This is a genomic window from Amycolatopsis sp. H20-H5 (assembly GCF_035828755.1).
Taxonomy (GTDB): Bacteria; Actinomycetota; Actinomycetes; order Mycobacteriales; family Pseudonocardiaceae; genus Amycolatopsis.
In genome coordinates this window covers 15,576-42,556 of sequence record NZ_JAYMZS010000084.1, presented here as the reverse complement: position 1 = coordinate 42,556, position 26,981 = coordinate 15,576, and the positions used below count along the sequence as shown (strand labels likewise).

General features: G+C 66.6%; 20 protein-coding genes, 1 tRNA gene and 3 pseudogenes. 11 read left to right on the top strand and 13 right to left on the bottom strand.

What is annotated here, in order from left to right:
• Positions 1-586: 586 nt before the first annotated feature.
• Entirely contained in the window at positions 587-1,411 is an 825-nt protein-coding gene (locus QMK34_RS33705; RefSeq protein WP_326418722.1) for an SDR family oxidoreductase, read from the bottom strand.
• An 81-nt stretch (positions 1,412-1,492) separates the two neighbouring features.
• Here QMK34_RS33705 and QMK34_RS33700 point away from each other — a divergent pair, with 81 nt between their 5' ends.
• Positions 1,493-2,149 (top strand): TetR/AcrR family transcriptional regulator, encoded by a 657-nt coding sequence (locus QMK34_RS33700; RefSeq protein ID WP_326418721.1) that lies wholly within the window; start codon positions 1,493-1,495, stop codon positions 2,147-2,149.
• Between the two features lie 163 nt (positions 2,150-2,312).
• Here QMK34_RS33700 and QMK34_RS33695 read toward each other — a convergent pair.
• The 3 genes and pseudogenes from QMK34_RS33695 to QMK34_RS33685 form a co-directional block, all read right to left on the bottom strand.
• Positions 2,313-2,808: pseudogene (locus QMK34_RS33695) on the bottom strand (GP88 family protein); the annotation flags it as partial.
• Positions 2,809-2,892: 84 nt separating this feature from the next.
• Positions 2,893-4,806 carry a VirB4 family type IV secretion system protein gene (locus tag QMK34_RS33690; RefSeq protein WP_326418720.1) on the bottom strand — a complete coding sequence of 638 codons (1,914 nt, stop codon included), beginning with the start codon at positions 4,804-4,806 and terminating at the stop codon, positions 2,893-2,895.
• Positions 4,803-5,905 (bottom strand): annotated as a pseudogene (locus QMK34_RS33685) (PrgI family protein). The gene QMK34_RS33690 and the pseudogene QMK34_RS33685 overlap by 4 nt, the downstream one beginning before the upstream one ends.
• Before the next feature lie 44 nt (positions 5,906-5,949).
• Here QMK34_RS33685 and QMK34_RS48025 point away from each other — a divergent pair.
• Positions 5,950-6,570, top strand: a pseudogene (locus QMK34_RS48025) (recombinase family protein); the annotation flags it as partial.
• Between the two features lie 712 nt (positions 6,571-7,282).
• Here the strand turns inward: QMK34_RS48025 and QMK34_RS33675 are convergent.
• Positions 7,283-7,358, bottom strand: a tRNA-Arg gene (locus QMK34_RS33675).
• A 44-nt stretch (positions 7,359-7,402) separates the two neighbouring features.
• Positions 7,403-7,843: a MarR family winged helix-turn-helix transcriptional regulator gene (locus QMK34_RS33670; RefSeq protein ID WP_326418718.1), complete on the bottom strand. Its 441-nt coding sequence runs from the start codon at positions 7,841-7,843 to the stop codon at positions 7,403-7,405.
• A gap of 59 nt (positions 7,844-7,902) precedes the next feature.
• On the opposite strand from QMK34_RS33670, the gene QMK34_RS33665 reads away from it, so the two are divergent.
• Positions 7,903-9,048, top strand: coding sequence for an epoxide hydrolase family protein (locus QMK34_RS33665; RefSeq protein WP_442785270.1), 1,146 nt, complete (start codon positions 7,903-7,905; stop codon positions 9,046-9,048).
• Positions 9,049-9,089: 41 nt separating this feature from the next.
• Here QMK34_RS33665 and QMK34_RS33660 read toward each other — a convergent pair whose 3' ends face one another.
• Both QMK34_RS33660 and QMK34_RS33655 read right to left on the bottom strand, forming a co-directional pair.
• The gene (locus tag QMK34_RS33660) at positions 9,090-9,821 is read right to left on the bottom strand and encodes a DUF305 domain-containing protein (RefSeq protein ID WP_326418716.1); all 732 of its coding nucleotides are present in this window, start codon (positions 9,819-9,821) and stop codon (positions 9,090-9,092) included.
• Between the two features lie 3 nt (positions 9,822-9,824).
• Entirely contained in the window at positions 9,825-10,628 is an 804-nt protein-coding gene (locus QMK34_RS33655; RefSeq protein ID WP_326418725.1) for a DUF3105 domain-containing protein, read from the bottom strand.
• Between the two features lie 209 nt (positions 10,629-10,837).
• Between QMK34_RS33655 and argS the strand changes: the two genes are divergently transcribed.
• The 6 genes from argS (at position 10,838) to rho (ending at position 19,855) form a co-directional block, all read left to right on the top strand.
• Positions 10,838-12,493, top strand: a complete 1,656-nt coding sequence (gene argS / locus QMK34_RS33650; protein ID WP_326418715.1) for an arginine--tRNA ligase — start codon at positions 10,838-10,840, stop codon at positions 12,491-12,493.
• Positions 12,494-12,499: 6 nt separating this feature from the next.
• The gene (gene lysA / locus QMK34_RS33645; RefSeq protein WP_326418714.1) at positions 12,500-13,930 is read left to right on the top strand and encodes a diaminopimelate decarboxylase; all 1,431 of its coding nucleotides are present in this window, start codon (positions 12,500-12,502) and stop codon (positions 13,928-13,930) included.
• Between the two features lie 176 nt (positions 13,931-14,106).
• A complete protein-coding gene (locus QMK34_RS33640; protein ID WP_326418713.1) occupies positions 14,107-15,417 on the top strand; it encodes a homoserine dehydrogenase in 1,311 nt (436 codons plus the stop codon).
• On the top strand, positions 15,414-16,469 hold the full coding sequence (gene thrC, locus QMK34_RS33635) for a threonine synthase (RefSeq protein WP_326418712.1): 1,056 nt from the start codon (positions 15,414-15,416) through the stop codon (positions 16,467-16,469). Before QMK34_RS33640 ends, thrC begins: the two co-directional genes overlap by 4 nt.
• Entirely contained in the window at positions 16,466-17,350 is an 885-nt protein-coding gene (gene thrB / locus QMK34_RS33630) for a homoserine kinase (protein WP_326418711.1), read from the top strand. The genes thrC and thrB overlap by 4 nt, the downstream gene beginning before the upstream one ends.
• Positions 17,351-17,782: 432 nt before the next feature.
• Complete coding sequence (gene rho, locus QMK34_RS33625; RefSeq protein ID WP_326418710.1) at positions 17,783-19,855, top strand: transcription termination factor Rho; 2,073 nt, start codon at positions 17,783-17,785, stop codon at positions 19,853-19,855.
• A 129-nt stretch (positions 19,856-19,984) separates the two neighbouring features.
• Here rho and QMK34_RS33620 read toward each other — a convergent pair whose 3' ends face one another.
• Positions 19,985-20,455 carry a CHAP domain-containing protein gene (locus QMK34_RS33620; protein ID WP_442785271.1) on the bottom strand — a complete coding sequence of 157 codons (471 nt, stop codon included), beginning with the start codon at positions 20,453-20,455 and terminating at the stop codon, positions 19,985-19,987.
• Positions 20,456-20,783: 328 nt separating this feature from the next.
• On the opposite strand from QMK34_RS33620, the gene rpmE reads away from it, so the two are divergent.
• Together rpmE and prfA are read left to right on the top strand one after the other, a co-directional pair.
• Positions 20,784-21,011, top strand: coding sequence for a 50S ribosomal protein L31 (rpmE, locus tag QMK34_RS33615; protein WP_326418708.1), 228 nt, complete (start codon positions 20,784-20,786; stop codon positions 21,009-21,011).
• Between the two features lie 83 nt (positions 21,012-21,094).
• Positions 21,095-22,165, top strand: coding sequence for a peptide chain release factor 1 (prfA, locus tag QMK34_RS33610; protein ID WP_326418707.1), 1,071 nt, complete (start codon positions 21,095-21,097; stop codon positions 22,163-22,165).
• Positions 22,166-22,235: 70 nt separating this feature from the next.
• Here prfA and QMK34_RS33605 read toward each other — a convergent pair whose 3' ends face one another.
• The 4 genes from QMK34_RS33605 to QMK34_RS33590 form a co-directional block, all read right to left on the bottom strand.
• The gene (locus QMK34_RS33605) at positions 22,236-22,598 is read right to left on the bottom strand and encodes a hypothetical protein (protein WP_326418706.1); all 363 of its coding nucleotides are present in this window, start codon (positions 22,596-22,598) and stop codon (positions 22,236-22,238) included.
• A gap of 9 nt (positions 22,599-22,607) precedes the next feature.
• Complete coding sequence (locus tag QMK34_RS33600; RefSeq protein ID WP_326418705.1) at positions 22,608-24,248, bottom strand: ALF repeat-containing protein; 1,641 nt, start codon at positions 24,246-24,248, stop codon at positions 22,608-22,610.
• Positions 24,212-26,311: an ALF repeat-containing protein gene (locus QMK34_RS33595; RefSeq protein ID WP_326418704.1), complete on the bottom strand. Its 2,100-nt coding sequence runs from the start codon at positions 26,309-26,311 to the stop codon at positions 24,212-24,214. Before QMK34_RS33595 ends, QMK34_RS33600 begins: the two co-directional genes overlap by 37 nt.
• 72 nt (positions 26,312-26,383) lie before the next feature.
• Entirely contained in the window at positions 26,384-26,914 is a 531-nt protein-coding gene (locus tag QMK34_RS33590; protein WP_326418703.1) for a hypothetical protein, read from the bottom strand.
• Positions 26,915-26,981 lie beyond the last annotated feature (67 nt).

Here is a 26,981-nt window from a genome sequence, read left to right as displayed (position 1 = left end):
ATCACGTCATCGACCAGGGCCTCCGTGCGTCTGCCTGGCGACGCGGACACCAGGCAGACGCACGAAGAAGCCACTTCAGACGACGCCTCCGCCTCCAGATGCTAGAGATCTAGCCCTGTAGTACTAGACCTCAAGGACCTCTTCCAGGCTCGCGTCACAGCAGCGGGCAACACCCCGGCCGCCTTCGCGAAGCGACTGGGCGAGTACGACCTTCTCAAGAACAAGCACGCCGAGCTGCTGAAGTACACCGCAGAGCTTGAGGAACGCCTCGCGATCTACGCGGCGTCACTCAACCTGCTGAGTCTGGAGAACGAGGCTTTGGCCGACCAGAGCGCAACTGCTGCCCGTGTTGTTCCCATCTACCGTCCCTCGCCCTCGCCCTCGCCCTCGCCCTCGCCCTCGCGCTGACTGGTGACTGGTGACTGGTGACTGGTGACTGGTGACTGGACGGTCGTTGCGTGCTCCTATCAGAGTGCCGGGCGTGACGCGATCATTCCTTCTCGTCGCTCGCCACGGTCGGATCGACCGCGACGTACTCGTGCACGGCAGGGCCCAGGCAGCAAGCAACAAACGGGCTGCCGGACGCTCAAGCGCTGGGGCCGGAGGCCCCGACGGACACGTGCTGCCACTCGTTCCATGTCGCGAGTCGTGACTTGTAGTCCCGTGTCACATCTTCCAAGGGCGTTTTGCCGAAGAAGATGCGCAGGGGTGGTTCCTTCGCATCGACGACAGCGAGGATGGCGCTGCGTGTGGCGCGCGGGTCGCCCACCGCGAGGCCGTCCCACGACCGGCTCAGCTCGTCACGGACTGTGTCGTAGGCGGACTCTTTCCGGCTCTGCTTGGCTCCGACTGCCAGCCAATCGGTGCCGTATGGGCCGGGTTCGACCATGGTGACCTGGATGCCGAGCGTGGCGACCTCCTGGGCAAGGGACTGGGTGAGGCCCTCGACGGCCCACTTGGACGCGTGGTACGCCCCGATTCCCGGGAACGCGGTCACCCCACCTTCGCTGGTCACCTGGATGATGTGGCCCGAACCTTGCTCGCGCATGATCGGCAGCGCAGCCTGCGTCACCCAAAGTGTGCCGAGCAGGTTGGTCTCCAACTGTTCGCGGATGTCAGCCTCGCTGAGTTCCTCGACCATGCCGAAATGGCCATAGCCCGCGTTGTTGACAACGACGTCGAGCCGGCCGAAGTGCCCGGCGGCGCCTGCCACGGCGGCACGGCTGCCTTCGCGGTCGGTGACGTCGAGTTGGATCGGCAACACCAACTCGCCGTAGGTCTCGACCAGCGGGTCGAGTGTCTGGATGTCGCGGGCGGTGGCCGCCACCTGGTCACCGCGGTCGAGGGCCGCCTCGGCCCATTGCCTCCCGAACCCCTTCGACGCGCCAGTGATGAACCATGTCTTGCCCATGGATGCCTCATTTTCAGTGTAAGTTGCTTACTCTGCAATACTACACGAGCGGCAGTATTGCGCATGAGGTAACCTGGATTGGTGAGCCCGCAGAGCACGGATCGTCAGCAGCAACGCAAGAGCCGCACCCGAGCGGCGATTCAAGACGCCGCACTGACGCTGTTCGCCGAGCAGGGCTATCGGGACACGACCATGAACGCGATCGCCGCCGCCGCCGACGTGGCGTTGCGGACAGTTACCGTGCATTTCCCGACCAAGGCAGACCTGCTGTTCGACGCCGAACCCTTCACCGCGGAGTCGCTCGCGGCCCGACTCGGCAACCGCGCCGCCGACGAATCGACCCTGCGCGCGTTGCGTGACTGGATGGCCAGCACCATGCGTGCACTGGACTCCGAGGCGCCCGACATCCAGCACCGCATCTGGCAGCGTCGAGCGTTGCGGGCACAGGTGATCTGTGCGGACGACGAGCTCCGCGCTCGGGCCCGTGCCGGCTACTACCATCACGAACAACTCATCGCAGCCCATATTGGCCGCGACCTGGACACGTCCGCCGACGCACTCGCGCCCCGTCTGGCAGCAGTGACGGTCGTGACCGGGCTTCGCGAGCTGTATCAGACAAACGAGGCAAACGCCGCTGCTGTCACCAACTCAACAGATGCACTGCTCGTCCTCGTCGATCAAGTCCTCGCATTCGCCAGTGCCGGCATCACCGCCATGCGGGGAGCCGCCAGTGGTTGAGCTGCAGCAGCACTGCGTATCTTGCGTCTCGCTGCCGAGCGCACGCGCTGCGACACGTGGGTGTTTTCCGATTGTTGGGGACAGGTACCCGACTAACCGGGCTCTAGCCTGCGGACAGTCCTCAGTTCAAGGTTGGTGAACAACAGGTAAAACCTGGCAGATAACCGTAACTGTAGACCCACAGTACGTTCTCTGGTGGGTCCGGTTCTATCAGCCGTTTGAATCGCCGAACTTCCTTGGTATAACAGTAGAAAGTCGCCTGCGGGCATGCGCGCATCACGTGACACCACGCCAAAGTGTAGGCATCACTGAAAGTCCCCAGCGTCGTGCACCCTGACAAATTTCCCGATGAGGCGCGGCGCCGACAGTTCGCGGATCATGGCATCTGTCCAGCCGGGAAGATCGTCCAGGACGTACGCGAGATTGGCGGTATGCTTGGCTTTCACTGCAGGGAAGAGGTAGGTACCGTTGCGCGCGTAGCAGATTCGAGTGCATGCGCTCGCCGCTGGGCAGGTCACCTGCGTCCGTCCGTCGGGCAGACGGGCGGCCAGTGCAGGCAGTGTCCAGTTCCAGACACCGATCGCGCGCATCTCCCGGTTCTGTGTCAGCAACTGGGCTGGTCGCGCCCGAACTGCGGTCACGTTGGCGGAGGAAGACATACGACACCTCGCAAAGAAAAGTCAGGCAGGTGAAAAAACGAGTAGAAACGGTTGTGGTTGAAGCGATCCGCAGTGGTGGGCGGGTTACGCGGTGCTGTCGAGGTCGACGTGACCGTCAGCGTCCGCATCAAGAGCCAGCTCAGCGCCGTCGACGCCAAGATCCACAAACGCACCGTCGGCCGTGCCAGGTTCGTGTCCTGCGTACTGCGCCAACTCGGCCGGATCTGTTGTGATGAGCGCGTTTTCCTGCGGAGAGGCCAGCGACTGGAACGCAACTTTCTGCGTCCCGGTGGAAAGTAGGCCTTGTCCCTTGTCCGCAGAGATCAGGAACTGTTTCTCACCGTCGGACAAGTTGAAGGTCGCCACGATCTCGTCGATCGCTTGAGTGGCTTGGCGTAGCAGGATCTGGGTGGCCGCGTTGGCAATGATCGCCTTACCCAGCTCAGTGCCGAGGACGTCGCCGACATCCTGGGTCGCGATCGTCAAACCCGCCCAGTGTTTGCGGGCTGCTTTGGCCATGCGGTGCAGGAATCGTGCCCCAGCGGGGTCTTGCATGAGCAGCCACGCTTCATCGGCCGTGATCAGCCGCCGCCGCCGGATGGCCGGGTTGGACACTCGCCGCCACACCGTGTCAAGGGTGAGCAGCGTGCCGATCGGACGCAGTTCGTCAGGTAGGTCGCGCAGGCTGAACACGGTCAGGTGCCCCTCAGGCCTGGACGTGGTCGGCCCGGAGAACATCGTGGAGTACGCGCCCTCGACGAACGGGTGCAACCGTGCGCCCACGTCCGCGGCGACCGGGTCCGCGGTGGCGGTGAGGACCGCGGCGAGATCGGCTAGCAACGGAGCCTGCCTGCTCCAGGTCCGCGGGTCGCTCGTGATCCCGGCCTGCTGGTAGGTGGCCATGATCGCCCGGTCGAGCACGGCCCGCTGCTGCGCGGACAGGTCGGTGCCGAGTAGGACTCCGATGACGGTGTGCAGGAACAGTGCCCGGCGGGTGAGTGCGTCCTTGGGGGCCGTGCGGCGCCCGTCCAGGCGCACTGCGATCGGTAGATCGAACGGGTTGATGCGGACGTCAGAGTCGCCGAGGTGGAGGTAGGTGCCGCCGATGGCCTCGCACAGCCGCCGGTACTCGTCCTCCGGATCGATGATGGACACCTCGACTCCGCGGTACAGGCTCCGCAGGGTTTCCAGTTTCACCAGGTAGGACTTGGGCGCTCCGGAGCGCCCAAGAACTACCGCATTGTAGTTGTCCGCGGCAAAGCGGTCCCAATGGACCAAACCTTGCGATCCGACGTTGAACCCGTACAGGACGCCGTCTGGTGCGGCGACGCTGGTCGGGTCGGCTGGGGGTAGGTCGGGGCTGGTGAAGGGGAACGCGGCGGCCAGGGCGCTGGTGTCGAAGGTGCGGCGCATCCCGATCAGGTCCAGCGCCAGAGGCAGGGTGGACACCCAGCCCTGCAACGACCGGTACGTGGTCGGCTGCGCGTTCATCAATAGTGACGCGGCCAGTGCCCGCACTGCGGCGACCTGCTCACCGAGATCGTCCTCGCTGGTGGCATGGACGGTCAGATAGAGGCCGAGCCGGTAGAGCTTGCCTTCGCCGCGCGCGACGCGGGCGGACAGGTCGTAGGCGTCCTCGGTGGCGGCCTCGACCATCGGGTCCAGCAACCGGCCCTTCTCGCTGGTGTGCCGCCGGCCGGACTCGAGCTTGGATAGCTGGCGTTTGAGCCGGGTGGCGGCGGTGACCGGGTCGATCGGCTCGATGTGCAAGGAGACATCGACGCGGCCGGAGTAGGACAGCAGCGGCTGGAGCCACCCCGCGTGCACTTCGCGTGGATACCCGGTGACCGCGAAGGAGGCGACCCATTCGCCGCCGATCTCCAGGTGCCGGGGCGCGACCGAGAGCGAGTCCGGTGTGAACGCGCTAGCCCGGCCTACCACCGGTGCGTTCGTGGCCTGTTTCGTGCGCCGTCGGAGGCGGCCGAGTATCGGGTTCATAGGTCGCCGCCGTCCCAGTCGTCGAGTGCGCCTGGGGTCGGCTGCCGCCGTGCCAGTGGCTCGTCGTCGGGGTCAGCGGTGGTGACTACCTCGTCTGCGCCGGCCAGCCCGGCGGAGGGTGGGATCAGGTTCTCGGGGTTGCAGGCTGTGGCGAGTACCGCCGTGGCTTGGCCCGCGTCGAGTGGGGTGATCGTGATCCCGGCGGGGGAGAGCAGTTCGATCGCTTCGCCGAGGCGCCGGACGAGTCGGGTTTCCGCGGCGCGCCGGGCGGTGTCGGTGACCTGTCCGGCACGGTGGCGTCGGGCGTGCAGCGCGGCGAGCGGGGACGCTCCGCCGAGTCCGTCGGCCGGACCTGCCGCGCGCACCGGTTCACGCAGCACGATGAGAACCTGGCGGCGCAACAGGTCGGTGGAGCGGCGCAGCTGGTCGAGGTAGGTCGCGTGCTCCCGGGCTGCGGTTTCGAGCATCGGGTGCGGCAGGCCGGGGGCGGTGGCGCGCAGTTCGCTGATCTGCCGGCTCAGGTCCAGCCGTTCGGCCCGGAGAGTACCTGCACGGGCGCGGAGATCGAGTGCAAGTACCGTCCGAAGGACGCGACCAGCGCTTCCTGCTCGCCGGGGGTGCGCAGCGCAAAGTTCACCGTGGAGGCGACTGCCACGATCGCCATGCCCTCGGTTCCGAGGTCGACGATCCCGGCTTCGGTGACCCCTTCGGCGGGCAGCCGCAGCGGCGCCGGAGACACCTCCGAGCCCCCTGCCCCGCTGCTGGCGACGCGGCTGGCCAGCCACTGTGGTGCGGCTCGAACGCCTTCGGGCGCGGCCACCCGGTGACGCGGTTGTAGCCGCTGGCGGATGGCCGCCAGCAGGAGCCGGTCGAGGCTAATGCCGTCGCGCTGCCCGAGCGCGAGGACAGCGGCGCTTACCCCGATCGGGATCGCGATGATCAGGAAGATCGGCAGCGGCACTGCGCCGCGGGTCATGGTCCAGACGCTGTAGAGCAGGATGCCGGTGACCGCGAGGATCGCGAGTTGTCGTGCGGTGAGGTTGGCGACGACGCGATCCTCGCGGTCGACGTCGGCAGGGATGCGCACGGGCTGGGTCATGACGTGTCACCTCCACAGGGCGGTCCAGACCCTGTCCGAGTTCTATGTCGTCGACATGCTGGAAAAATCCTGGGACGGCTACGCGGTCCACACCGAGGCCGGTTATAACATCGGCAAGCCTGCTACGGCTACCGCGCGCGGCACGTCCCGTACCCGGTTTCCGCCAAGCGCGCAAAGGGTGCTTGAAGAAGACCTTTCTCGACATCGATCCAACGCAGGCACCTGCCGTACGCCAGGCGTATGCGTGGCGAATCAATGAGCGCGTCGGCTATCAGGCGATCGCGGACCGTCTTAACCTCGACCTGGCCACCTACCCGCCGCCCGTTCCCGTTGACCCGAAACGCGCCGTCGGCCGCTGGACCTACTCCAACGTGCGCGACCTGCTGACCAACCCCAAACACACCGGGCACATGGTGTGGAACCGAAAGGGACGCAAGTCCCGCGGCAACCGCGCCAACCCCATCGAGGAATGGATCTGGTCCGCACAGCCTGTCCATGAACATCTCGTTACGCTGGAGGACTGGCTGCGCGCCCAGGACGTCAGCGGACACCGCTTCGGCTCCCGAAGTACCAGCAACACCAACGTCAAGCACCCCCAGACCAAACGCAGCTATCTGCTGCGCACCTATCTGTTCTGCGGCACCTGCGGCCGACGCATGAACGGCAAGACCCGCCGCGGCCACGCCTACTACGTGTGTGCACCGAAAAAGGGCTACATCCCCGAAGGACATCCCGCCGCCGGGAGCTTCTGGATTCGCGAAGACGCCATCGTCGCCAAGCTCAACGACTTCCTGTCCGGCCACATCTTCGGCACCTACCGCCGCACCCTGCTCGGCGACACCGCCCGCGAACTCGGCGTTACCGCCCAACAGGAACGACAACAGCGCATCGACGCGTTGCGCCGTGAGATCGACGACACCACCCGGATGATCAAGAACGTCATCCGCAGCTTCGCCCTGGTCGACAAACCGACAAAGGACTTCGTCAGCGACATCAACGACGAACGCAACGAACTCCATGAACGCAAATCTCAACTCGAAGCGCAGCTCGCCGAGGCTGAACAGGAGAACCAGCAGGCACCCAACCCCGAACTGCTCGACGCCTTGCCCCTGGGCGAGGTCAGGATCGAGGACCTACCCGAAGACGTCGCCCGTCGACTCTTCGAAGTCCTCCGCCTCGAACTGCGTTACCGCAAGGACAGCAACCAGATCAAGTGCAAGGTCACGTTGCTTGGTTCGACGGTCCCTGCGGCACGTCAGGCCGCGCATGAGGCCACCATCTTACCGTTTGACCACGGCGAGCAGCTTGACCAGAGTAAACGCAAGAAAAGGACAGAGGAGGACGTCATGTCTGACATCTCTCCCGTTCCCATCCTCGTGGTGCCCTCGGCAGGATTCGAACCTGCGACACCTGCCTCCGGAGGGCAGTGCTCTATCCCCTGAGCTACGAGGGCGCTTGCGCGACCGGTGAAAGCTTAGCGCATGGTCCCCGGGGTCCTCACGGGAGGCCGTGGTGCTCGACGACACGGCTCAGCAGGCCGGTCAACTGCCGCCGCTCGTCGGCGGACAGCGGGTCGAGCAGGGTGTGCTGCGCGCTGGTGACCAGGGCTTCGAGGCGGGTCAGCTGCTGACGGCCCGTCGCGGTCAGGGTGATGACGTTGCGGCGGCGGTCGGCGTCGTCGGGGGTGCGGTCGAGGTGGCCCTGTGCGGCGAGTTCGTTCACCATCGCGACGACGTCGCTGCGGTCGATCCCGCAGCGGCGGCCGAGCGTCGCCTGGCTGGCGGGGCCGAACTCGTCGAGCGCCGCCAGTATCGAGTAGTGATAGCGCCGGGCGTTCTCGGTCGCGAGTGCCTCGGTCACGAGCCGATGGCCGTACGCCGAGGCCTGGCTGATCAGCCAGCTGGGTTTGCCGCGGAGGCGGGCGGGCGGGTTGTCCATCGGGGGAGTTTACCCGTTCGTTGGCGATACCCACGAATCCTGCTAGCGTTGGACCGACCATGCGCAGTGAGGGGACAACCGTGGCCGAACCGTTCGAGGTGAGTGTCGAAGACGCCGACATCGCCGATCTGCGTGCCCGGCTCGCGCGCACCCGCTGGCCGGAACCCGCGACCGCCGAGGGGTGGACCCAGGGTGTCCCGCTCGAGTACGCGCGGGAGCTCTGCCGTTACTGGGCGGAGGAGTACGACTTCGGTTTTGCCGCCCGGCTCAACGCTTTCCCGCAGTTCCGGACCACTGTGGACGGTCTGGGCCTCCACTTCCTGCACGTCCGATCGCCCGAGCCCGGCGCGCTCCCGCTGGTGCTCACGCACGGCTGGCCGGGTTCGGTGACCGAGTTCCTCGAGGTGCTCGGCCCGCTCACCGACCCGCGCGCGCACGGAGGCGATCCCGCCGACGCCTTCCACGTCGTCGCGCCTTCGCTGCCCGGCTTCGGCTGGAGCGACAAGCCCGCCGAGACCGGATGGAACGTCGACCGGATCGCTCGCGCCTGGGACGCGCTGATGGGCAGCCTGGGCTATGACCGTTACGGGGCGCAGGGCGGTGACTGGGGCGCCATGATCACCGACCGGCTCGCACTGGTGGCGCCCGAGCGGCTCGCCGGCGTCCACGTGAACATGGCCAGGGTGGCCATGGACGACAAGACTTTCGACGATCCGACGCCGTCCGAGCTCCAGTCGATGGCGGACCTGCGCGAGCACGTCAGCGCCGGGACCGGCTACTCGACCCAGCAGGGCACCCGCCCGCAGACGCTCGGCTACGGCCTCGCGGACTCACCGTCCGGGCAGGCCGCGTGGATCACCGAGAAGTTCTGGGTGTGGACCGACCACCGCGGCGACCTCGCGAACGCGCTCACCAAGCAGCAGCAGCTCGACGCGATCTCGGTCTACTGGTTCACCGGGACGGCGACCTCCTCGGCCCGGATCTACTGGGAGAACCGGAGCCGCGAGCTCCCTGACGTGCCGGTGCCGTCGGGCATCTCGGTCTACCCGCGCGAGATCATCCGCCCGTCGCGCCGCTGGGCCGAACGCCGCTACACCGACCTCCGCTGGTTCGAGGAGCTGGACCACGGCGGCCACTTCGCCGCGCTCGAACAGCCGGGCTCCTTCGTCGCGCAGGTGCGTGGCTTCTTCAGCCTCGTCCGCTGAAAAACGCCATGAACGGTCCGTTCATCTCACGCGGTGAGGGCTCAAGCGGCAGGCAGCGGAGCCGCGCCCCGCGCCCCGAGCATCCGGTTCATCAGGTCCATCTCGGCGCCCTGCGACGTCAGGATGCTCTTGGTGAGCTGCTGCAGTGCGAGCAGGTCCGAATGCTGCTGGGCGTAGGTCGCCATCCCGGTGCCGCCCTGGTGGTGCCGCAGCATCAGCTGCAGGAACTCGACGTCGAGCGCCTTGCCGCTCAGTGAGCGGAGCTTGGTCAGGTCGGCGCTGGTGGCCATGCCGGGCATCGGCGCGCCGTTCGCGACTGCCTGGGGCATCTGCATGCCGCCGTGCCCGCTCATCGCGCCCGCGTCGGTCATCCAGGTCATGTACGCGCCGGTCGCCTGCTCGGGCTGGTCCCACAGCATGAGCCAGCCCTTCATCCGGCCGACCTGCTCCAGCTGGGTGGTCCCGATGTCGAAGGCCAGCTGCCGGACCTCCGGGTCCGTGGTGTGGTCGCGGGCCCAGTTCGCCATGGTCACCGCCTGCAGGTGGTGCACCGACATGTCCTGCGCGAAGCCGACCTCCACCGAACCGGCCGCCGGGGTGGCGGTGGCCGGTTCGCCGCCGGCAGTGTTCGTGAGGAACATGCCGAGCGTCGCGCCGACGAGAAGCACGGCGACCAGCGTCGCCCCGATGATCACCCAGCGCGACCAGGCGGGCCGCTCAGTGGTCTCGTCGAGCTCGGTGTCCTCGTCGACCCGGTGGATTTCGGCGCTCATCGGTTACTGACCCGGCAACCCGGCGGGGGGCTGCTGGCCGGCGCCGCCCGTCTGGTCCTGCTGGGCGGTCTGGGTGCCCTTGTAGTCCATCGGCTTCGCGTCCTTGCCCGGCTTGCTCGGGTCGAACGGCGGCGGGTTGTCCGGGTCGAACTGGCCGGGGCCCTGCGCGTCGCAGGAGGCGCCGATCTCGGGGTAGACCCCGTTCGGGTTACTCCGCAGCGCCGCGATGAACTGGTCGATCCGCGGGTCGTTCGCGTCGGTCAGCTTGAGCTGGTGACCCCAGGACTGCAGGGAGATCGGCTGGTCGAGGCCGGGGTAGGGCGACATCATCGAGTACGGCTTGCCGTTGACGCGGACCTTGAGCTCGTCGAGCGCCGGGCCGGTGATCTTGTCCGGGTTGTACGCGATCCAGACGGCGCCGTGCTCGAGGCCGTGGACCATGTTCTCGGTGCGCACCGCGGTCGGGTAGACGACGCCAGTGCAGGCCGCCCAGACGCCGTCGTGCGGGCCGCCGAAGGGCGGGGTCTTGTCGTAGGCGACGCGTTCGGTCGCCAGGACGTGCGCACCGGCGGCGTACTGCGCCGTGATCACACCGGCGATGCCCTTGGAGGGGTCCGGGTTGCTCGCCGAGGGCGCGAACGCCGCGGCGGCCTCTTCCCTGGACTTCTGCTCACGCTTGGGCGCCGACTGCACCAGGTAGACGGTGAACACGCTGGCCGCCAGTGCGACGACCGCGATCACGGCGATGATGGTGCCCCACGGCGTGCCCTTCTTGGACACGACGGAACTTTTGCGGGCCGCCTTCATCGGCGACCCTTTTTTCTTCGTTGTCCCGTTCGCCATGGCTCCCGCGTTCCTCCAGAGGTGGATAAACCACGACCAGTGTAGAGACCGGGCGTCTGGTCACGGTGAACGGTCAGAGGATCACCGGACCGGCCCAGGTCGTCAGTAGGGCCGACAGGGGGTGGCGGGACCGCCGCGAGGGCCGCCACCTGCTGACACCTAGAATTCGGCAGGTGACTCCCGCAGCCCTAGCCGACCTGGTCCGCAGCTCCGCCGTGCAGGTTCTCTCCGCCCGCGGCATCGACGACGCAGTGCTGCCGGAAAAGGTGACCATCGAACGTCCGCGCAACCCCGAACACGGGGACTACGCGACCAACCTCGCACTGCAGGTGGCCAAGAAGGCGGGCCTCCAGCCCCGCGAGTTCGCCGACGCGCTGGCCGAGGTGCTCACCGGCGCCGACGGCATCACCGTGGCGGAGGTGGCCGGGCCCGGCTTCCTGAACCTGCGCCTCGCTGCCGACGCGCAGGGCGAGGTCATCTCCCAGGCGCTCGCCGCCGGTGACTCCTACGGCCTCGGCGAGGCGATGGCCGGGGTCAAGATCAACCTGGAGTTCGTCTCCGCGAACCCGACCGGTCCGATCCACCTCGGCGGCACCCGCTGGGCCGCGGTCGGCGACGCGCTGGGCCGCGTGCTCGGCGCGCAGGGCGCGCTGGTCACCCGTGAGTACTACTTCAACGACGCCGGCGCCCAGATCGACCGGTTCGTCCGGTCCCTGATCGCCGCCTCGCTGGGCGAGCCCGCTCCCGAGGACGGCTACGCGGGCGGCTACATCTCCGACATCGCCGCCGAGGTCCTCCGCCAGGAGCCGAGCGCGCTTTCGCTCGATGAGGCCGAGCGCCACGAGACGTTCCGCCGGATCGGCATCGAGCTGATGTTCACCGAGATCCGCGAGAGCCTCCACCAGTTCGGCACCGACTTCGACGTCTACTTCCACGAGAACTCGCTGCACGAGTCCGGCGCGGTCGCCACCGCGGTCCAGCAGCTCAAGGACTCCGGCAACCTCTACTTCGAGGACGGCGCCTGGTGGCTCAGGTCCAAGGACTACGGCGACGACAAGGACCGCGTCGTCATCAAGAAGGACGGCAACCCGGCCTACATCGCCGGTGACCTCGCCTACTTCCAGGACAAGCGCAAACGCGGCTTCGACCTGTGCATCTACCTGCTCGGCGCCGACCACCACGGCTACACCGCGCGGCTCAAGGCGGCCGCGGCGGCGTTCGGCGACGACCCCGGCGTGGTCGAGGTGCTGATCGGCCAGCTGGTCAACCTGGTCAGTGACGGCAAGCCGGTGCGAATGAGCAAGCGCGCGGGCACCGTGATCACCATGGAGGACCTGGTCGAGGCGGTCGGGGTCGACCCGGCGCGCTACGAGCTGATCCGCTACCCGGTGGATTCCTCTTTGGACATCGACCTCGACCTGCTGCGCAAGCATTCCAACGACAACCCGGTCTACTACGTCCAGTACGCGCACGCGCGGCTTTCCTCCTTGCGGCGCGGGGCTTCGGACCTGGGGCTCAAGTCCGATGTGGACGTCGACTTCGGACTGCTGACGCTGCCCGCCGAGGGCGAGCTGATCCGCACCATCGGCGACTTCCCGACGACGCTCCGCCGCGCGGCCGACCTGCGTGAACCGCACCGGGTCGCCCGCTACCTCGAAGACCTGGCCGCTTCGTACCACAAGTTCTACGCGGTCGGCCGTGTCCTGCCCCAGGGCGACGAGGAGGCCACCCCGCTGACCTTCGCCCGCCTGGCACTGTGCGAGGCCGCACGCCAGGTGCTGGCCAACGGCCTCGCCCTGCTCGGTGTCTCTGCTCCGGAACGGATGTAACGAACGATGGCTCATCCCGCGGGCCCGCGCCACGCCGACGTCTACCCCCACGCCGACGCCTCCGGTTTCCCGCCGGCGAGCGCCGGTGAACTCGACCGTCTGTACCCGAAAGTCTGGCCCCGCAACACTTATCGCGCTCCGGACGGCGTCGTGCGCATCGCCGGCGTCGACGTCCGCGAGCTGGCCGAGACCTACGGCACCCCGCTGTTCGTGGTGGACGAGGCCGACTTCAAGTCCCGCTGCGCCGACTACGCCGAGGCGTTCGACGACCCCGCGCTCGTGCACTACGCGTCCAAGGCGTTCCTCTCCATCGAGATCGCGAAGTGGGTCGCCGAGCAGGGCCTGAGCCTCGACGTCTGCAGCGGCGGCGAGCTCGCCGTGGCGCAGCGCGCGGACTTCCCGCCCGCCCGGATCACCTTCCACGGCAACAACAAGTCGATCGCGGAGCTCGAGATGGCGGTCGACGCGGGGGTCGGCACCGTTGTCGTCGACTCCTACTACGAGATCGCGCGCCTCGCCGACATCGCCGCCAAGCGCGACGTGGTGCAGGAGGTGCTGATCCGCGTCACGGTCGGCGTCGAGGCGCACACCCACGAGTTCATCGCGACCGCGCACGAGGACCAGAAGTTCGGCTTCTCGCTCGCCTCCGGCGACGCCGCGGAGGCCGTCCGGCGGGTGCTCAACGCGTCCTCGCTCAAGCTCATCGGCCTGCACAGCCACATCGGCTCGCAGATCTTCGACGCCGACGGCTTCGAGGTCGCCGCCCGGCGCGTGGTCGGCCTGCTGGCCGAGCTGAGCAAGGAACACGGCCCCGAGCTGCTCGAGCAGCTCTCGATCGTCGACCTCGGCGGTGGTTTCGGCATCGCGTACACCGACAAGGACAACCCGCCGCCGCCCGCGCAGATGATCACCCAGATCCGCGAGATGGTCCGCAAGGAATGCGAGTACGCGGGCCTGCCGGTGCCGAGGATCGCGGGCGAGCCGGGCCGCGCGATCGCGGGCCCCGGCACCATCACGCTCTACGAGGTCGGCACCATCAAGGACGTCTCGCTCGGGGACAACGCGTCGCGGCGGTACGTCAGCGTCGACGGCGGGATGAGCGACAACATCCGCACCGCGCTGTACGACGCGGTGTACGACTGCCGCGTGGTTTCCCGTTCGAGTGACGACGACGGCGGCCCGGTGAAGGCCGCGCTATCCCGAGTCGTGGGAAAACACTGTGAGTCCGGTGACATCGTCGTACGAGACTGCTGGCTGCCGGACACGCTGGCTCCCGGCGATCTGCTCGCGGTCGCGGCGACCGGTGCCTACTGCTACTCGATGGCGAGTGGTTACAACCGTCAGCCGCGGCCCGCGGTGGTCGCCGTGCGCAACGGCAGCGCCCGCGTGCTGCTGCGGCGGGAGACGACGGACGACATGTTGCGCCTGGAGGTTTAGAAATGCGCGAGCTACGCGCGGAACACAACGGGACCACTGAGCGCGTGTTCGGCCGAAGGCCCCGCTATCGGGGCGGCAGGGCGCCATCTAGCGCGAACCTGAGTTCGGCCGGTGGGAGCGCCCTGGCGACGCGATCGCGGTTGCGCGCGGACTCGCGAAAAATGGAGGTTTAAGCAGTGTCCACTGTGGAAGGTCGCGCGATCAGGGTTGCCCTGCTGGGCTGTGGGACGGTCGGCGGTGAGGTCGCCCGCCTGCTGACCGAGCAGGCGGACGAGCTGGCCGCCAGGGCGGGGGCGCCGGTCGAGATCGCCGGGATCGCGGTCCGCCGTCCCGACAAGCACCCGGAGCTGCCGCCGGAGCTGCTCACCGCGGACGTGACGGAGCTCGTCACCCGCAGTGACGTCGACGTGGTCGTCGAGCTGGTCGGCGGCATCGAGCCGGTGCGCGGCTGGCTGCTCGACGCGCTGAAGGCCGGGAAAGCCGTGGTCACGGCCAACAAGGCGCTGCTGGCCGAGCACTCCGCGGAGCTGTTCGAGGCCGCCGACGCGGCCGGGGTCGACCTCTACTTCGAGGCCGCCGTCGCCGGGGCCATCCCGCTGCTGCGCCCGCTGCGCGAGTCGATGGCGGGCGACCGCATCAACCGGGTGATGGGCATCGTCAACGGCACCACCAACTTCATCCTCTCGGCGATGGACTCGACCGGCGCCGGTTACGCCGAGACGCTGGACGAGGCGTCGAGGCTCGGGTATGCGGAAGCGGACCCGACGGCCGACGTCGACGGCTACGACGCCGCGTCCAAGGCCGCGATCCTCGCCTCACTGGCCTTCCACACCCGGGTGACCGCGTCGGACGTCCACCGCGAGGGAATCGCCGACGTGACGGCCTCCGACCTCGCCGCGGCCCGCGTACTGGGTCGCACGGTCAAGCTTCTGGCCATCTGTGAGCGAGTCACCGCCGACGACGGTTCCGAGTCGGTTTCCGCCCGCGTGCACCCGGTGATGATCCCGCGCAGCCACCAGCTGGCGGGTGTCGGCGGCGCGTTCAACGCCGTCTACGTCGAGGCCGACTCGGCGGGCGAGCTGATGTTCTACGGCCAGGGCGCCGGGGGAGCGCCGACCGCCAGCGCGGTGCTCGGCGACCTGATGGCCGTGGCCAGGAACCTGGTCGTCGGCGGCCGCGGCCCGCGCGAGTCCGCGCACGCCGCGCTGCCGATGCGCCCGATGGGCCAGACGCCGACGCGCTACCACGTCAGCCTCGACGTGGCCGACCGCGCGGGCGTGCTCGCCCAGGTGGCCCAGGCGTTCGCGGCACACGGCGTAAGCATTTCGACGGTGCGCCAGCGTGACCGAAACGACACCGCGAGCCTGGTCGTGGTCACCCATCTGGCCCCCGACGCCGCTCTGCAGTCCACTGTGGACGAGATCGGCAAACTCGACGTGGTGCACAAGGTTGTCAGCGTGATGCGCGTGGAAGGCGAAGACCAGTGAGCTCCTGGCCCGGAATCATCCAGGCATACCCCGACCGCATCCAGGTCCCGCCCGGCGCGAAGGTGGTGACCCTCGGCGAGGGCAACACCCCGCTGCTGCCGGCGGCGCACCTGTCCGGGCTCGTCGGTGCGAACGTCTACCTCAAGGTCGAGGGCGCGAACCCGACCGGCTCGTTCAAGGACCGCGGGATGACGGTGGCGATCACCCACGCGCTCGCCAGCGGCCTCAAGGCCGTCATCTGCGCCTCCACCGGCAACACCTCGGCGTCCGCCGCGGCCTACGCCGCCCGCGCGGGCCTGACCTGCGCGGTATTGGTGCCCCAGGGCAAGATCGCGATGGGCAAGCTCGCCCAGGCCGTCGCCCATGGCGCCCGGATCCTGCAGGTGGACGGCAACTTCGACGACTGCCTCGAGCTGGCCCGCAAGACCGCGAACGACTACCCGGTGACCCTGGTCAACTCGGTGAACCCGGTCCGCATCGCCGGTCAGAAGTCGGCGGCGTTCGAGATCTGTGACGTGCTCGGCCAGGCGCCGGACATCCACTGCCTGCCGGTCGGCAACGCGGGCAACATCACCGCCTACTGGGCCGGGTATTCCGAATACGCGGCCGACGGTGTGGTCAAGAGCACACCGCGCATGTTCGGTTTCCAGGCCGCGGGCGCCGCGCCGCTGGTGCACGGCGAGCCGGTCAGTGAGCCGGACACGATCGCCACCGCGATCCGCATCGGCAGCCCCGCCTCCTGGGACGGCGCGATCAACGCGCGCGACTCCTCGGCCGGGCTCATCCACGCCGTCACCGACGAAAAGATCCTCGAGGCGTACCGCCTGCTGGCCCGCCGGGAGGGCGTGTTCGTCGAGCCCGCCTCGGCCACCAGCGTCGCCGGGCTGCTGCAGACCGCGGCCGGGGGACTGATCCCGAAGGACTCGACGGTGGTCTGCACGGTCACCGGCCACGGCCTGAAGGACCCGGCGACAGCGCTGGAGGGCAACATCGAGGTCGAGCCACTGGCCATCGACCCCGGTGCCGTCGCGGGCGCGCTGGGCCTGCGATGACCACCGGCGTGAAGGTGACCGTCCCGGCGTCGACGGCGAACCTGGGGCCGGGCTTCGACACGCTGGGCCTGGCATTGAGCCTCTACGACGTCGTCGAGGCCCAGGTCACCGACACGGGCCTCAAGATCGAGGTGATCGACGCGGGCGCCGGTGGGATCGCCGACGTCCCGACCGACGAGACCCACCTCGTGGTCCGCGCGCTGCGGCACACCTGCGAGCAGCTGGGCGTCAAGGTGCCCGGCCTGCATCTGCGCTGCTTCAACGCGATCCCGCACGCCCGCGGGCTCGGTTCGTCGGCGGCCGCGGTCGTCTCCGGCGTCGCGGCGGGCTACGCGCTGGCGGAGAAGGCGCTGGACGCCGAAGCGCTGCAGCTGGCGGCGGAGTTCGAGGGGCACGCCGACAACGCCGCAGCGAGTCTTCTGGGCGGCTTCGTCGTCGCCTGGTGCGAAGACGGGCGTTTCCGCGCGGAGCGGCTGACCCCGCACGAGGACATCCGGCCCGTGGTGGCGGTGCCCGCGCTGCGGTCGTCGACCGACGCGACCCGCGGCCTGCTCCCGGCCGAGGTCCCGCACGCCGACGCCGCGTTCACGGCGGGGCGGTCCGCGCTGGCCGTGCTCGCCATGGGCAGCCGCCCTGATCTGCTCCTCGCGGCCACCGAAGACCGCTTGCACCAGCACTACCGGGCGCCCGCGTACCCGGCCAGCGCGGCGCTGGTGGACACGCTGCGTGCCCATGGCGTCGCTGCCGCGATCTCCGGCGCCGGGCCCGCGGTGCTCGCGCTGACGACCGGCGGCGTACTCCCTCCGGGTGTCGTTGCCGACGGCTTCGACGTCGCCGAGCTGCCCATCGACTTGGGCGGGGTCCAGGTTGCGGCACTGTAAAGGCTCGATCACGGGCGGGACCGGGGGCCCGCCACGCGGGGGGTGGTTGTTGCACCCGACCCGGGCGCGGTCTACCCTCGGGGGCGTTCGATCACCGTGCGTTTCCGCACCCGGTGCCGGTCCTGGGAGCATCCCGGATCGCATCTTTCGTTGATCCGCCATCCGCACCGCCTGGCAAGCGGGGTAGCGGGTTGACGCAGGCGGGTTTCCGGCTTCGGCGGTGTCGAATTCCGCGTACTCCAATTGGGGGACGCAACCCCCTGTGCTGGCGGCGCTCTCGCTCTGGCTTGCACGTCCAGGCCCCGTTACTTCGGGCCCCGCACGTCTGAGCGCAGCTCGCCCGCATCGGGAACAGAATGCCGTTTCGCAATCGGACGCGAACGGCAGTCCGCTGATCCGCCTGGAGGCGTGGATCGGTCAGGAAGGACATGTGTGAGCAACACCGAACTTTTGAGCGGCGACGTGGAAAATCAGACTTCTGCCGAATCCAACGGCACCACCACCGCTCCCAAGCGCCGTACCGGGGGACTTTCCGGGATGGTCATCGCCGAATTGCGCCAGCTGGCGGGTGAACTGGGTGTCGGCGAGACGACCGGGATGCGCAAGGGTGACCTGATCGCGGCCATCCGTGAGCGTCAGGGCAAGAGCAAGCGCCGGGTGGCGGGCGACAACACGCTGCCCCTCGACGGTCTCGACGCGCCCAAGGCGGAGGCGCCCAAGGCCGAGAAGGCTCCTGCCAAGGCCCGTGCGGAGAAGGCGGACAAGGCGACGGCTCCGGCCGAAGCCCCGGCTGTCGAGGCTCCGGCCACGCGGCCGGAAAAGCCCGCCGAGAGTCCGGCGCAGCAGGACACCGCGTCCGCCGGCGAGGGCCAGCAGGACGGGGAGGGCGGCCGAGGCCGTCGTCGTCGTGGGTCCAACCGGGCCGCGGGCGCGCCCGAATCCGGCAACCAGGGCGGCCAGGGAAACCAGGCGGCCCAGGGTGGTCAGGGCAATCAGGGCGGCCAGCAGCGCGAACCGGGCCAGCGTGAGCAGGGCCAGCAGCGTGACCGTGGCGAAGGCCAGGGCGGCGAGCAGCGCGGCGGACGCCAGAACGACCGTGGCGACCGGAACGACCGCCAGGGCAACCGGGACAACAACCGGGGTGGCGGCCAGGACAATCAGCGTCAGCGCGGTGGCCAGCAGGACAACCGGAACGCCGAGCGCAACGCCGACAACCGGGCTGGCCAGGACAACCGGAACCAGCAGCCGGACGACGACGAGGAAGGCGGCCGTCGTGGCCGTCGCTTCCGCGACCGTCGCCGCCGGGGCACCGGGGGCGGCAGGCCGGAAGGCGGCACCCCCGACACCGAGATCCGCGACGACGACGTCCTGTTGCCCGTCGCGGGCATCCTGGACGTGCTCGACAACTACGCGTTCGTGCGGACCTCGGGCTATCTTGCCGGGCCGAACGACGTGTACGTGTCGCTTTCGCTGGTCCGCAAGTACGGCCTGCGCCGCGGTGACGCGATCACCGGCGTCGTCCGTCAGCCGCGGGACAACGAGGCCCAGCGGCAGAAGTTCAACCCGCTGGTCCGCGTCGACTCGATCAACGGCCTGGACCCGAGTGAGACCCGGAACCGGCCGGAGTTCACCAAGCTGACCCCGCTCTACCCGAACGAGCGCCTGCGCCTCGAAACCGAGTCGCACAAGCTCACCACGCGTGTCATCGACCTGGTGATGCCCGTCGGCAAGGGCCAGCGTGCGCTCATCGTCTCGCCGCCGAAGGCCGGTAAGACGACGATCATGCAGGACATCGCCAACGCGATCGCGACGAACAACCCCGAGTGCCACCTGATGGTCGTGCTCGTGGACGAGCGTCCGGAAGAGGTCACCGACATGCAGCGGTCGGTGAAGGGCGAGGTCATCGCCTCCACCTTCGACCGCCAGCCGTCGGACCACACCTCGGTCGCCGAGCTGTCCATCGAGCGCGCCAAGCGCCTGGTGGAGATGGGCCACGACGTGGTCGTGCTGCTCGACTCGATCACCCGCCTCGGCCGCGCGTACAACCTCGCGGCCCCGGCGTCCGGCCGGATCCTTTCCGGTGGTGTCGACTCGACGGCGCTGTTCCCGCCGAAGCGGTTCCTCGGCGCGGCGCGCAACATCGAAAACGGCGGCTCGCTGACGATCTTCGCCACCGCGATGGTGGAGACCGGCTCGACCGGTGACACGGTGATCTTCGAGGAGTTCAAGGGCACCGGTAACGCGGAGCTCAAACTGGACCGCAAGATCGCCGAGCGCCGGGTCTTCCCCGCGGTGGACATCAACCCGTCCAGCACGCGTAAGGAAGAACTGCTGCTCCCGCCGGACGAGCTGGCCGTCGTGCACAAGCTGAACCGTGTGCTGCACGCGCTGGACTCGCAGCAGGCCATCGACCTGCTGATCTCCCGGCTGCGCAAGACGAAGACGAACCTCGAGTTCCTGATGCAGGTCTCGAAGACAGCCCTCGGTTCCAACGACGACGACTGAGTCTTCCTGAGCACGAGAAGGGCCCCGCCGGTCTCCTCCGGCGGGGCCCTTCTCGTCTTTGAAGTGTCATGAAAGGGTCTTTGCGGACACTTTTTGCCCTGAAAGACCCTTTCATGACACTCGCGGGACCTACTGGTGCGGCCGCGCGGCCGGGGTCCACCCACGGTAGGCGTTGAAGAAGTTGACGCTCGAGGCGTGGCCGATCTTGCCGCCGATGCTGCTGGCGTAGATGCCGCCGCTGCCGTCCGCGATGCCGACATGGCCATAGGCGCTGATGTTCCAGTAGACGAACGACCCCGCGGGCGGGGTGCCGGTGGGGTGCTTCGGGCTCGCGCCGGTCCAGTGCGCGTTGGCCGAGCCCCAGACGCCGGTGGTGCCGTAGGCGTTCTCAGCGGCCTTCTCGCAGTAGCCCTGGTAGGCGGTGCTGCCGAGGTGGTTCTTGTACCACTGGATGGCGCCCGCGGGGGTGCCGTCGGCGGCGCCCTGGATGGTGACCGAACCCTCGGGCACGGTGGCGAACGTGCCCGCCGCCGGGTTGATATCGGCGGCGGAGATGTCGGCCGGGATGGCTGCGGGGGCGGCGCTCGCCAGCGGCGCCATCGCCAGCGCGGCGGCGGCCAGCGCGGCCACGGCGGCCGGTTTCGCGACCCGGGAAAGCAGATGCTTGGTCGAAGTGCGCACGGTTCCTCCTGGATCCGGTGAGCGATTTACGAACAAGCGCACCTTCTCGTCAGTGGGTACAAATCTCGTACACACGCTGCATATTGTTGATGACTCAACGTGTCCGGATTGCGGCGATCGCCCGCTGGAATACCAGCTCGGCGGGGGACGTTGACTCCCTCGTCAGCTCGTCTGGCAGAATCACCCGCTGAAGTCCGGCACCGGTTCACCCCAGCTTGGGGACCCGGGGCCAACCAGAGAGGACACCATGAAGAGCGGTATTCACCCCGAGTACAACGTCACCACCGTGACCTGTGGCTGTGGGAACGAGTTCACCACGCGCAGCACGAAGGAGGGCGGGCACATCCACACGGAAATGTGCTCGAACTGCCACCCGTTCTACACCGGTAAGCAGAGGATTCTGGACACCGGTGGTCGTGTCGCTCGCTTCGAGGCTCGCTACGGCAAGCGCGAGAAGAAGGCCGACGCCAAGTAGCTTGATCAACGGCGCTCACCCGCAGGTTCGGGTGGGCGCCGTTTGCTTTGCACCGGGTTGGTCATTCTCAGAGAGGTGAAGTGGTGGATTCGAGTTCGCTCGGCAGGCTGCTCGAGGAGTACGTCGAGCTGGAAGGGCAACTCGCCGACCCCGAGGTGCACGCCGATCAGGGCCGGGCGCGCAAACTGGGGCGCCGCTACGCCGAGCTGGGCCCGGTGGTGAAGGTCGTCCGCGAGCTCGACACCGCCCGCGAGGACCTCGCCGCGGCCCAGGAGTTCGCTTCGGAGGACTCCAGCTTCGCGGCCGAGGCCGCAGAGATCTCCGCGCGCATCCCCTTACTCGAGAACAGGCTCACCGAGTTGCTCCTGCCCCGTGACCCGTACGACAGCGCCGACGTGGTCATGGAGATCAAGTCCGGCGAGGGCGGTGAGGAATCGGCACTCTTCGCCAGCGACCTCCTCCGCATGTACCTGCGCTACGCCGAGCGGCACGGCTGGCGGGCCGAAGTGCTCGACTCGGTCTACTCCGACCTCGGCGGCTTCAAGGACGTCACGGTGTCCATCAAGAGCCGTTCCGCCGTCGCCGACGGCGTCTGGGCCCGGCTGAAGTTCGAGGGCGGGGTGCACCGCGTGCAGCGAGTGCCCGCCACCGAGTCCCAGGGCCGCATCCACACCTCGGCGTCCGGCGTCCTGATCTACCCCGAGCCCGACGAGGTCGAGGTCGAGATCGACCCGAACGACCTTCGCATCGACGTCTACCGGTCCTCGGGCCCTGGCGGCCAGAGCGTCAACACGACCGATTCCGCTGTCCGCATCACGCACCTGCCGACCGGCGTCGTGGTCTCGTGCCAGAACGAGAAGTCCCAGATCCAGAACCGCGCCCGCGCCCTCCAGGTCCTCCAGGCCCGCCTGCAGGCGATCGCCGAGGAGGAGGCCGCCGCGAAGGCGTCCGACGTCCGGCGTTCCCAGGTCCGCACGGTCGACCGCTCCGAGCGGATCCGCACCTACAACTTCGCGGAGAACCGCATCGCGGATCACCGCGTGAACTACAAGGCGTACAACCTCGACCAGGTCCTCGACGGCGACCTCGACAACGTCCTGGACGCCCTGATCAACGCGGACCGCGAAGAACGCCTGGCCGCTCACGCCGGCTGAATCCTGCATTCGCGGAGTTGCAAGTGAAGCTGCGTAACGAATATGTTACGCAGCTTCACTTTGTGTCAAATTACTCTTCCGAGGCGATAAACTGCGCTAAGGGTACCAGTTTGAGTATGCCCGGATCTTCCTTATCTACATATGCTTCAATATTTTCCGGAAGCATATGTAGGAAATTTCGAACCGCCTGCCGGTTAAAATAAAAGATTGCCACAGGGTGTGCATTTTCGATCAGTTCGTTGACGGTCTTTCGCTCATCTTCTGAGTATGAGCTCCACAGGTCGCTGTTCGTATAGACCTCGATGGGGCCTTCAGACATCTGTAGATGTTTGCCACCTTGACTCACCGCTGTCCAAGCATGGCTGTTGATTGCTTGTTCGAGTTGGCGCAGTCCTGAACCTGCGGGAAGGAAAATCACAATCTCGTTCCACATGAATAAATCCTAGAAAATTGTCGGGTAGATTCGTATTAACTCATCCCGTGAGGTCACGGGGATAAACCCTTCTGCTCGAAGATTTCGTTGCATCTGCGGACCAAGGCTGGGGCCGTACACGATCACTTTTCTGTCAGTAACTTCCGCAGTTCTTCTTGCCTGGCTTAATGCACTACGAGCGCTTCCAGACTTCACTTGGATGACAGCATGTTTCATTGAGATATCGAAGTCAGTGCCTAGTGTTCCATCCGCTCGGAAGGCGTTGACGTTGACGCCTACTACCTCGCCGGGGTATGCCAGTTCAAGACCATTTGCCAGATCGCCAACGAGTGGGTCGGTTGAAAAGAACCTTCCAGGCAGAGCTGCTCCGCCTGCTTTGGATACGGCGTTTGCCAGATTTGCGGCGCCGACTTGGGCTTCGATATTGATATCTTCAAGAAGTGCTTCCAGTCTTTGGACGCCGAATGCGCTAGCAGCTGGCATGCCCGCTAGTTCGATCCAGGGTAGGAATGCCGCACCTTCGGGTAAAATAGCCATGGAAGCTAGCGCGCATACCTCGATACCGGCACATAGTGCGCCCGCAAGTGCGCCGACACCCAGAACTGCAAGTGGTTTGAGAATCTTTTCATTAAGATCGTTAAGCGCAATTGTGGCAAGAGATAGAAATTGGTCGAGCTCAAAGCTGGGGCTTAGGGTGTCCCAAAGGCAAGCGTCGTGCTGCGGTGTGCCCTCATGCCAAAATGCGGAACATCTCGGTCCATTTTCCAGCATAAGCTGGCTACGTTCAAATTCTGACGCGGTGATCAGGTGTATGCACTCGTTGTATAGTTCGGGATTTGATAGTCTATATCCATTGCAGAATAGGCCTTGCGTGAATGCCTGTTTTGTTTTTTCTGCACTGACCTTGCTTGTTGCAATTCCAAAGGCTTGATTGGCCGCCTCGAGTGCCGCTTTATAGTCACGTCCCGCGGCCTGGGCGGATTTGAAGGCTCGAGCCGCTGAATCGTAGGCTTGGGCAGCAAAGTCTGCCGCTTGATGGGCTGAAGCTTGAGCCCAGCTGGCGGATCTTCCTGCGTTTTTTGCGGATTGTTGCGCAGATGCGGCTGCGGTGCGCGCGGTACGGGCCGACGCGGCTGCTTGTCGTGCCGAGTCTTCGGCCTGAGCTGCCGAGCTATGTGCTTGCTGGGCATAACCCGCTGCCTGGTTGGCGTCATTGCGTGCCTGCTGGGCGTATCCGGCTGCTGCGTCTGCGGCTTTACGGGCCCTGGCCGCCGTTGCCTGCGCTTCGTTGGCGTTCTGGGATGCGGTGGACGCTGATTGAGAGGCCTGTGCCAGGTAACCTGCGACCTCGGCATTGTGGGACGCGGTGTTCTGATCCCGCTGTGCTGCGACGTATCGACCAGCGACCAGGAATTGGTGGACGAAGCCGTCAGGCCCATCCAGAGCGATCTGGGCTCCCGCCTTCAGCTCTGGGCCACTTGCTGTGTCGGCGAGGATCTGGTTGACCTTGATGCGCTCATCACTATTGAGTGCGTTGTACTGATCAGTGTTTAGGAACTCGCGGTATGCCTGATCTGTGTTGGCGTTCAGGGCCTCCTGTGCGGCTTGTGCCACTACTGTGTTGCCAGCCTCGCGTCCTGCGGCGAGCAACTGGTCGACTCTCTTTCGGGGTAGTTCTGCACTCGTAAGAATTCCTGCACGTCTGCGTCGCTGCCGGCCAAAGCGACGTCGGCAGCCGTCCGCAGGGCGTCGGTACCGGTTTCTTTCAGCGTGCCGACGGTGCTCCGGTCATCCTGGCCGGCCGCGAGGCTGATGCCGTTGCGCAAGAAGTCAAGTACCACGACGTCGACACCGCCGAGTGCACTGAAGGCAGCATTACTGGTCCACGGACCGCCCGTAGTGGACAGTGTCATCGCTACTTTGCGCGCGTCGGACGCGGCGAGTTCGGGAGCTGTTCCCGGCGCTGTTACTTCGGTGATCAGACGGTTTGTCTCTGCGCTGCGTTTTGTCGCTTCCGCCGTGTACCAGCCGGACTTGATTTGAGCCTGGTCTGCTGCGGTTCTGGCTGCTCGTGCGATAGCGTCGTTCTGCTCGGATGCGGCCGCCACGTGTTCCTTGTCAGCGGCTCGAGCGGCGTCGTAGATCTGTTTGGCCTGGTTGGCTGCGTTGATCGCAGCCTGTGCAGCTTGAGTGGCCGCATTGGCATGGTCCGTGGCTTCTTTCGCTGCATCGGCAGCGTGGCCGGCGTGGTCGGCGGCGGCGTTCGCTGCGGCCGCCGCTGCTTCCGCGTCTGTCGCTGCGCGGTTCGCGGCGTCACGTGAGGCATAAGCTGCGTTCGCGGCGATGTTTGCGAAATTCGATGCCGCACTTGCTGCTCGGTTGGCTCGATTGGCGCTGGCTCGTGCGCTCGCGGCGGCATTCTGAGCCTTTCGTGCCTCGGCACCGGCAGCACCTGAATTTCGGCTTGCTTGCGCGGCCGCCTCTGCTGCCAGTGCTGCGTGATTGCCTGCCGCGCCTGCGGCTTTGCCTGCTGTGTCTGCACCCCTGGCGGCGTCTCCGGCGGAGGCGGCTGCCTTGGCCGCTTCTCTGGCACCTGCCACTACAATGACTGCGTCATCCGCAGCTTTCCGAGCGTCAGCTGCTTTGCCTGCATCCCCGGCAGCATCAGCTGCTGCTGAAAATGCACGGGAAGCAGCTCGTCCCGCCAATGTCGCAGCGTTGGCTGCTCGTGCTGCGGCTGATGCCGCTACCCGTGCGGCTGAGCTGGCTGCGTTGGCTGCGCCAACAGCTTCTTGTGCGGCCGCTGCCGCTCTGTTGGCGGCATCTGCCGCCTGGTTGGCCGCTGCTGCGGCGGCATTGGCGTTGTCGTGGGCGCTTTCACTGGCCTTTGCTGCAGCCTCGGCAGCAGCTTGAGCCAGTGCTGCTTCGGTCACTGCCCGATCTGAAGCGTCCTTAGCTGCCTGTGTCTCTTTGCCAGCTTGTTCCCCAGCGTCCTTCGCAGCACCTGCGAGCTGGGCCACGCTAGCTGTCTCCTGGTCGCGTGCGGCTGCGATTGCCCAGTCGTTATCGAGGAATTGAGCGAGCGCTTCTGGAGTGTTGGCGTCGAGCGCTTGCTGAGCGACCTTGTGTACTTCAGGACCGCCAGCGGCAAGGATCTGATCAACCCTGATGCGCTGATCGTGCTCGAACGGTGTCTGCCACCCGGACTGTAGGAACTCCTGTAGCGCTTCGACTGTGTTCGCGTCCAGTGCCTGCTGCGCCGCCTTGCGTACTTCTGCACCGCCACTAACCAACAGTTGGTTAACCCGAATGCGCTGGTCGTGTGTAGATGCGATTTCCCAGCCGGACTGTAAGAAATCCCGTAGAGCTCCGTCAGCGGTGGAGTCCAGGGCCTGCTGAGCATCGTTCTTGATCGTCGGGCCACCCGATGCCAGCATCCGGTCGACACTGATGCGTTCATCGATTACCTGAGCCCGCGACTGCTCGTTGACAAGGAATTCCTGGACGTCAGCGTCAGTCCCCAGCAGCGCCTGCTCCGCACCCGTCCTTACAGTCGGGCCGCCATAACGCCACAGAGACGCCACCATCGCTCGATCGTTACCATGATCCGCAGGCGCGGTGTCTGCCGACGACACCGACGGGTTGATCAAGCTGGCGAGCAGCACAAGACTGATCGCCGCAACCGCTCCCCGTCCAGGTCTCACATGAATCATGCGAATCTCCCCAATTCGGACATAGTTATAGGCCTACGAAATTTGTACAGCTTGCGCTGGAATATCTGCCTATCAAGGAGCCACGTCGAGCTGAAGTAGGGTTGTTGGGGCTGCGCCCGGCTTTGATCCGACGCCCACTGGAGTACTGCCGTTCGGGTCGACGTTCACGGACGTGTGTTCACCGGCATCGGTCGTCAGCGCTGCCTTGACTTTGTGTCCTGAACCTGCAATGAGGCCGTCACCGTGTATTTCGTAGACGGCAGGGACCATGAGTTCCAAATGGCCTGTTGCGGCGGTGACTTTGAAGCAGATTACGCCCTTCTTGTTTGCACCAATTTTCGCCGAGGTACGAACCTCTATAGCACCCACGTTGCCATCCGGAGGAGTAGTGCAGTCGATGAACAAGATGTGTCCGTCGCCGGCGATCAGCTTGACGCCGTACGTCGCCAAGATGCCGTCGGCGCCGGGGTAGACGTAGTCTTCTAGTAGGGGGGCTTGTGCATCGGAGGCCGACTGGCCGGTGGCCGCGGCGGCCATGGTGCCAGTCAAAATCGCTATTCCGATCGTACCGAAGGCAAAAAAAGTTTTTGTGATGAGTCGCATGATTTCCCCGCTGGTCGTGCTTGCTTGAAAGATTCCTGTTGCGCGATAGTTATCGCTGGGAGGATGA

Coding starts and splice junctions, on each gene's coding strand:
- QMK34_RS33665 (WP_442785270.1), top strand. CDS start 7,903: ATGCGCAGTGAGGGGACAACCGTGGCCGAACCGTTCGAGGTGAGTGTC.
- QMK34_RS33655 (WP_326418725.1), bottom strand. CDS start 10,628: ATGAAGGCGGCCCGCAAAAGTTCCGTCGTGTCCAAGAAGGGCACGCCG.
- QMK34_RS33620 (WP_442785271.1), bottom strand. CDS start 20,455: ATGGCGCCGCTGGCGAGCGCCGCCCCCGCAGCCATCCCGGCCGACATC.
- QMK34_RS33660 (WP_326418716.1), bottom strand. CDS start 9,821: ATGAGCGCCGAAATCCACCGGGTCGACGAGGACACCGAGCTCGACGAG.
- lysA (WP_326418714.1), top strand. CDS start 12,500: ATGGCTCATCCCGCGGGCCCGCGCCACGCCGACGTCTACCCCCACGCC.
- QMK34_RS33595 (WP_326418704.1), bottom strand. CDS start 26,311: ATGATTCATGTGAGACCTGGACGGGGAGCGGTTGCGGCGATCAGTCTT.
- rpmE (WP_326418708.1), top strand. CDS start 20,784: ATGAAGAGCGGTATTCACCCCGAGTACAACGTCACCACCGTGACCTGT.
- thrB (WP_326418711.1), top strand. CDS start 16,466: ATGACCACCGGCGTGAAGGTGACCGTCCCGGCGTCGACGGCGAACCTG.
- QMK34_RS33705 (WP_326418722.1), bottom strand. CDS start 1,411: ATGGGCAAGACATGGTTCATCACTGGCGCGTCGAAGGGGTTCGGGAGG.
- QMK34_RS33690 (WP_326418720.1), bottom strand. CDS start 4,806: ATGAACCCGATACTCGGCCGCCTCCGACGGCGCACGAAACAGGCCACG.
- QMK34_RS33605 (WP_326418706.1), bottom strand. CDS start 22,598: ATGTGGAACGAGATTGTGATTTTCCTTCCCGCAGGTTCAGGACTGCGC.
- QMK34_RS33670 (WP_326418718.1), bottom strand. CDS start 7,843: ATGGACAACCCGCCCGCCCGCCTCCGCGGCAAACCCAGCTGGCTGATC.
- QMK34_RS33590 (WP_326418703.1), bottom strand. CDS start 26,914: ATGCGACTCATCACAAAAACTTTTTTTGCCTTCGGTACGATCGGAATA.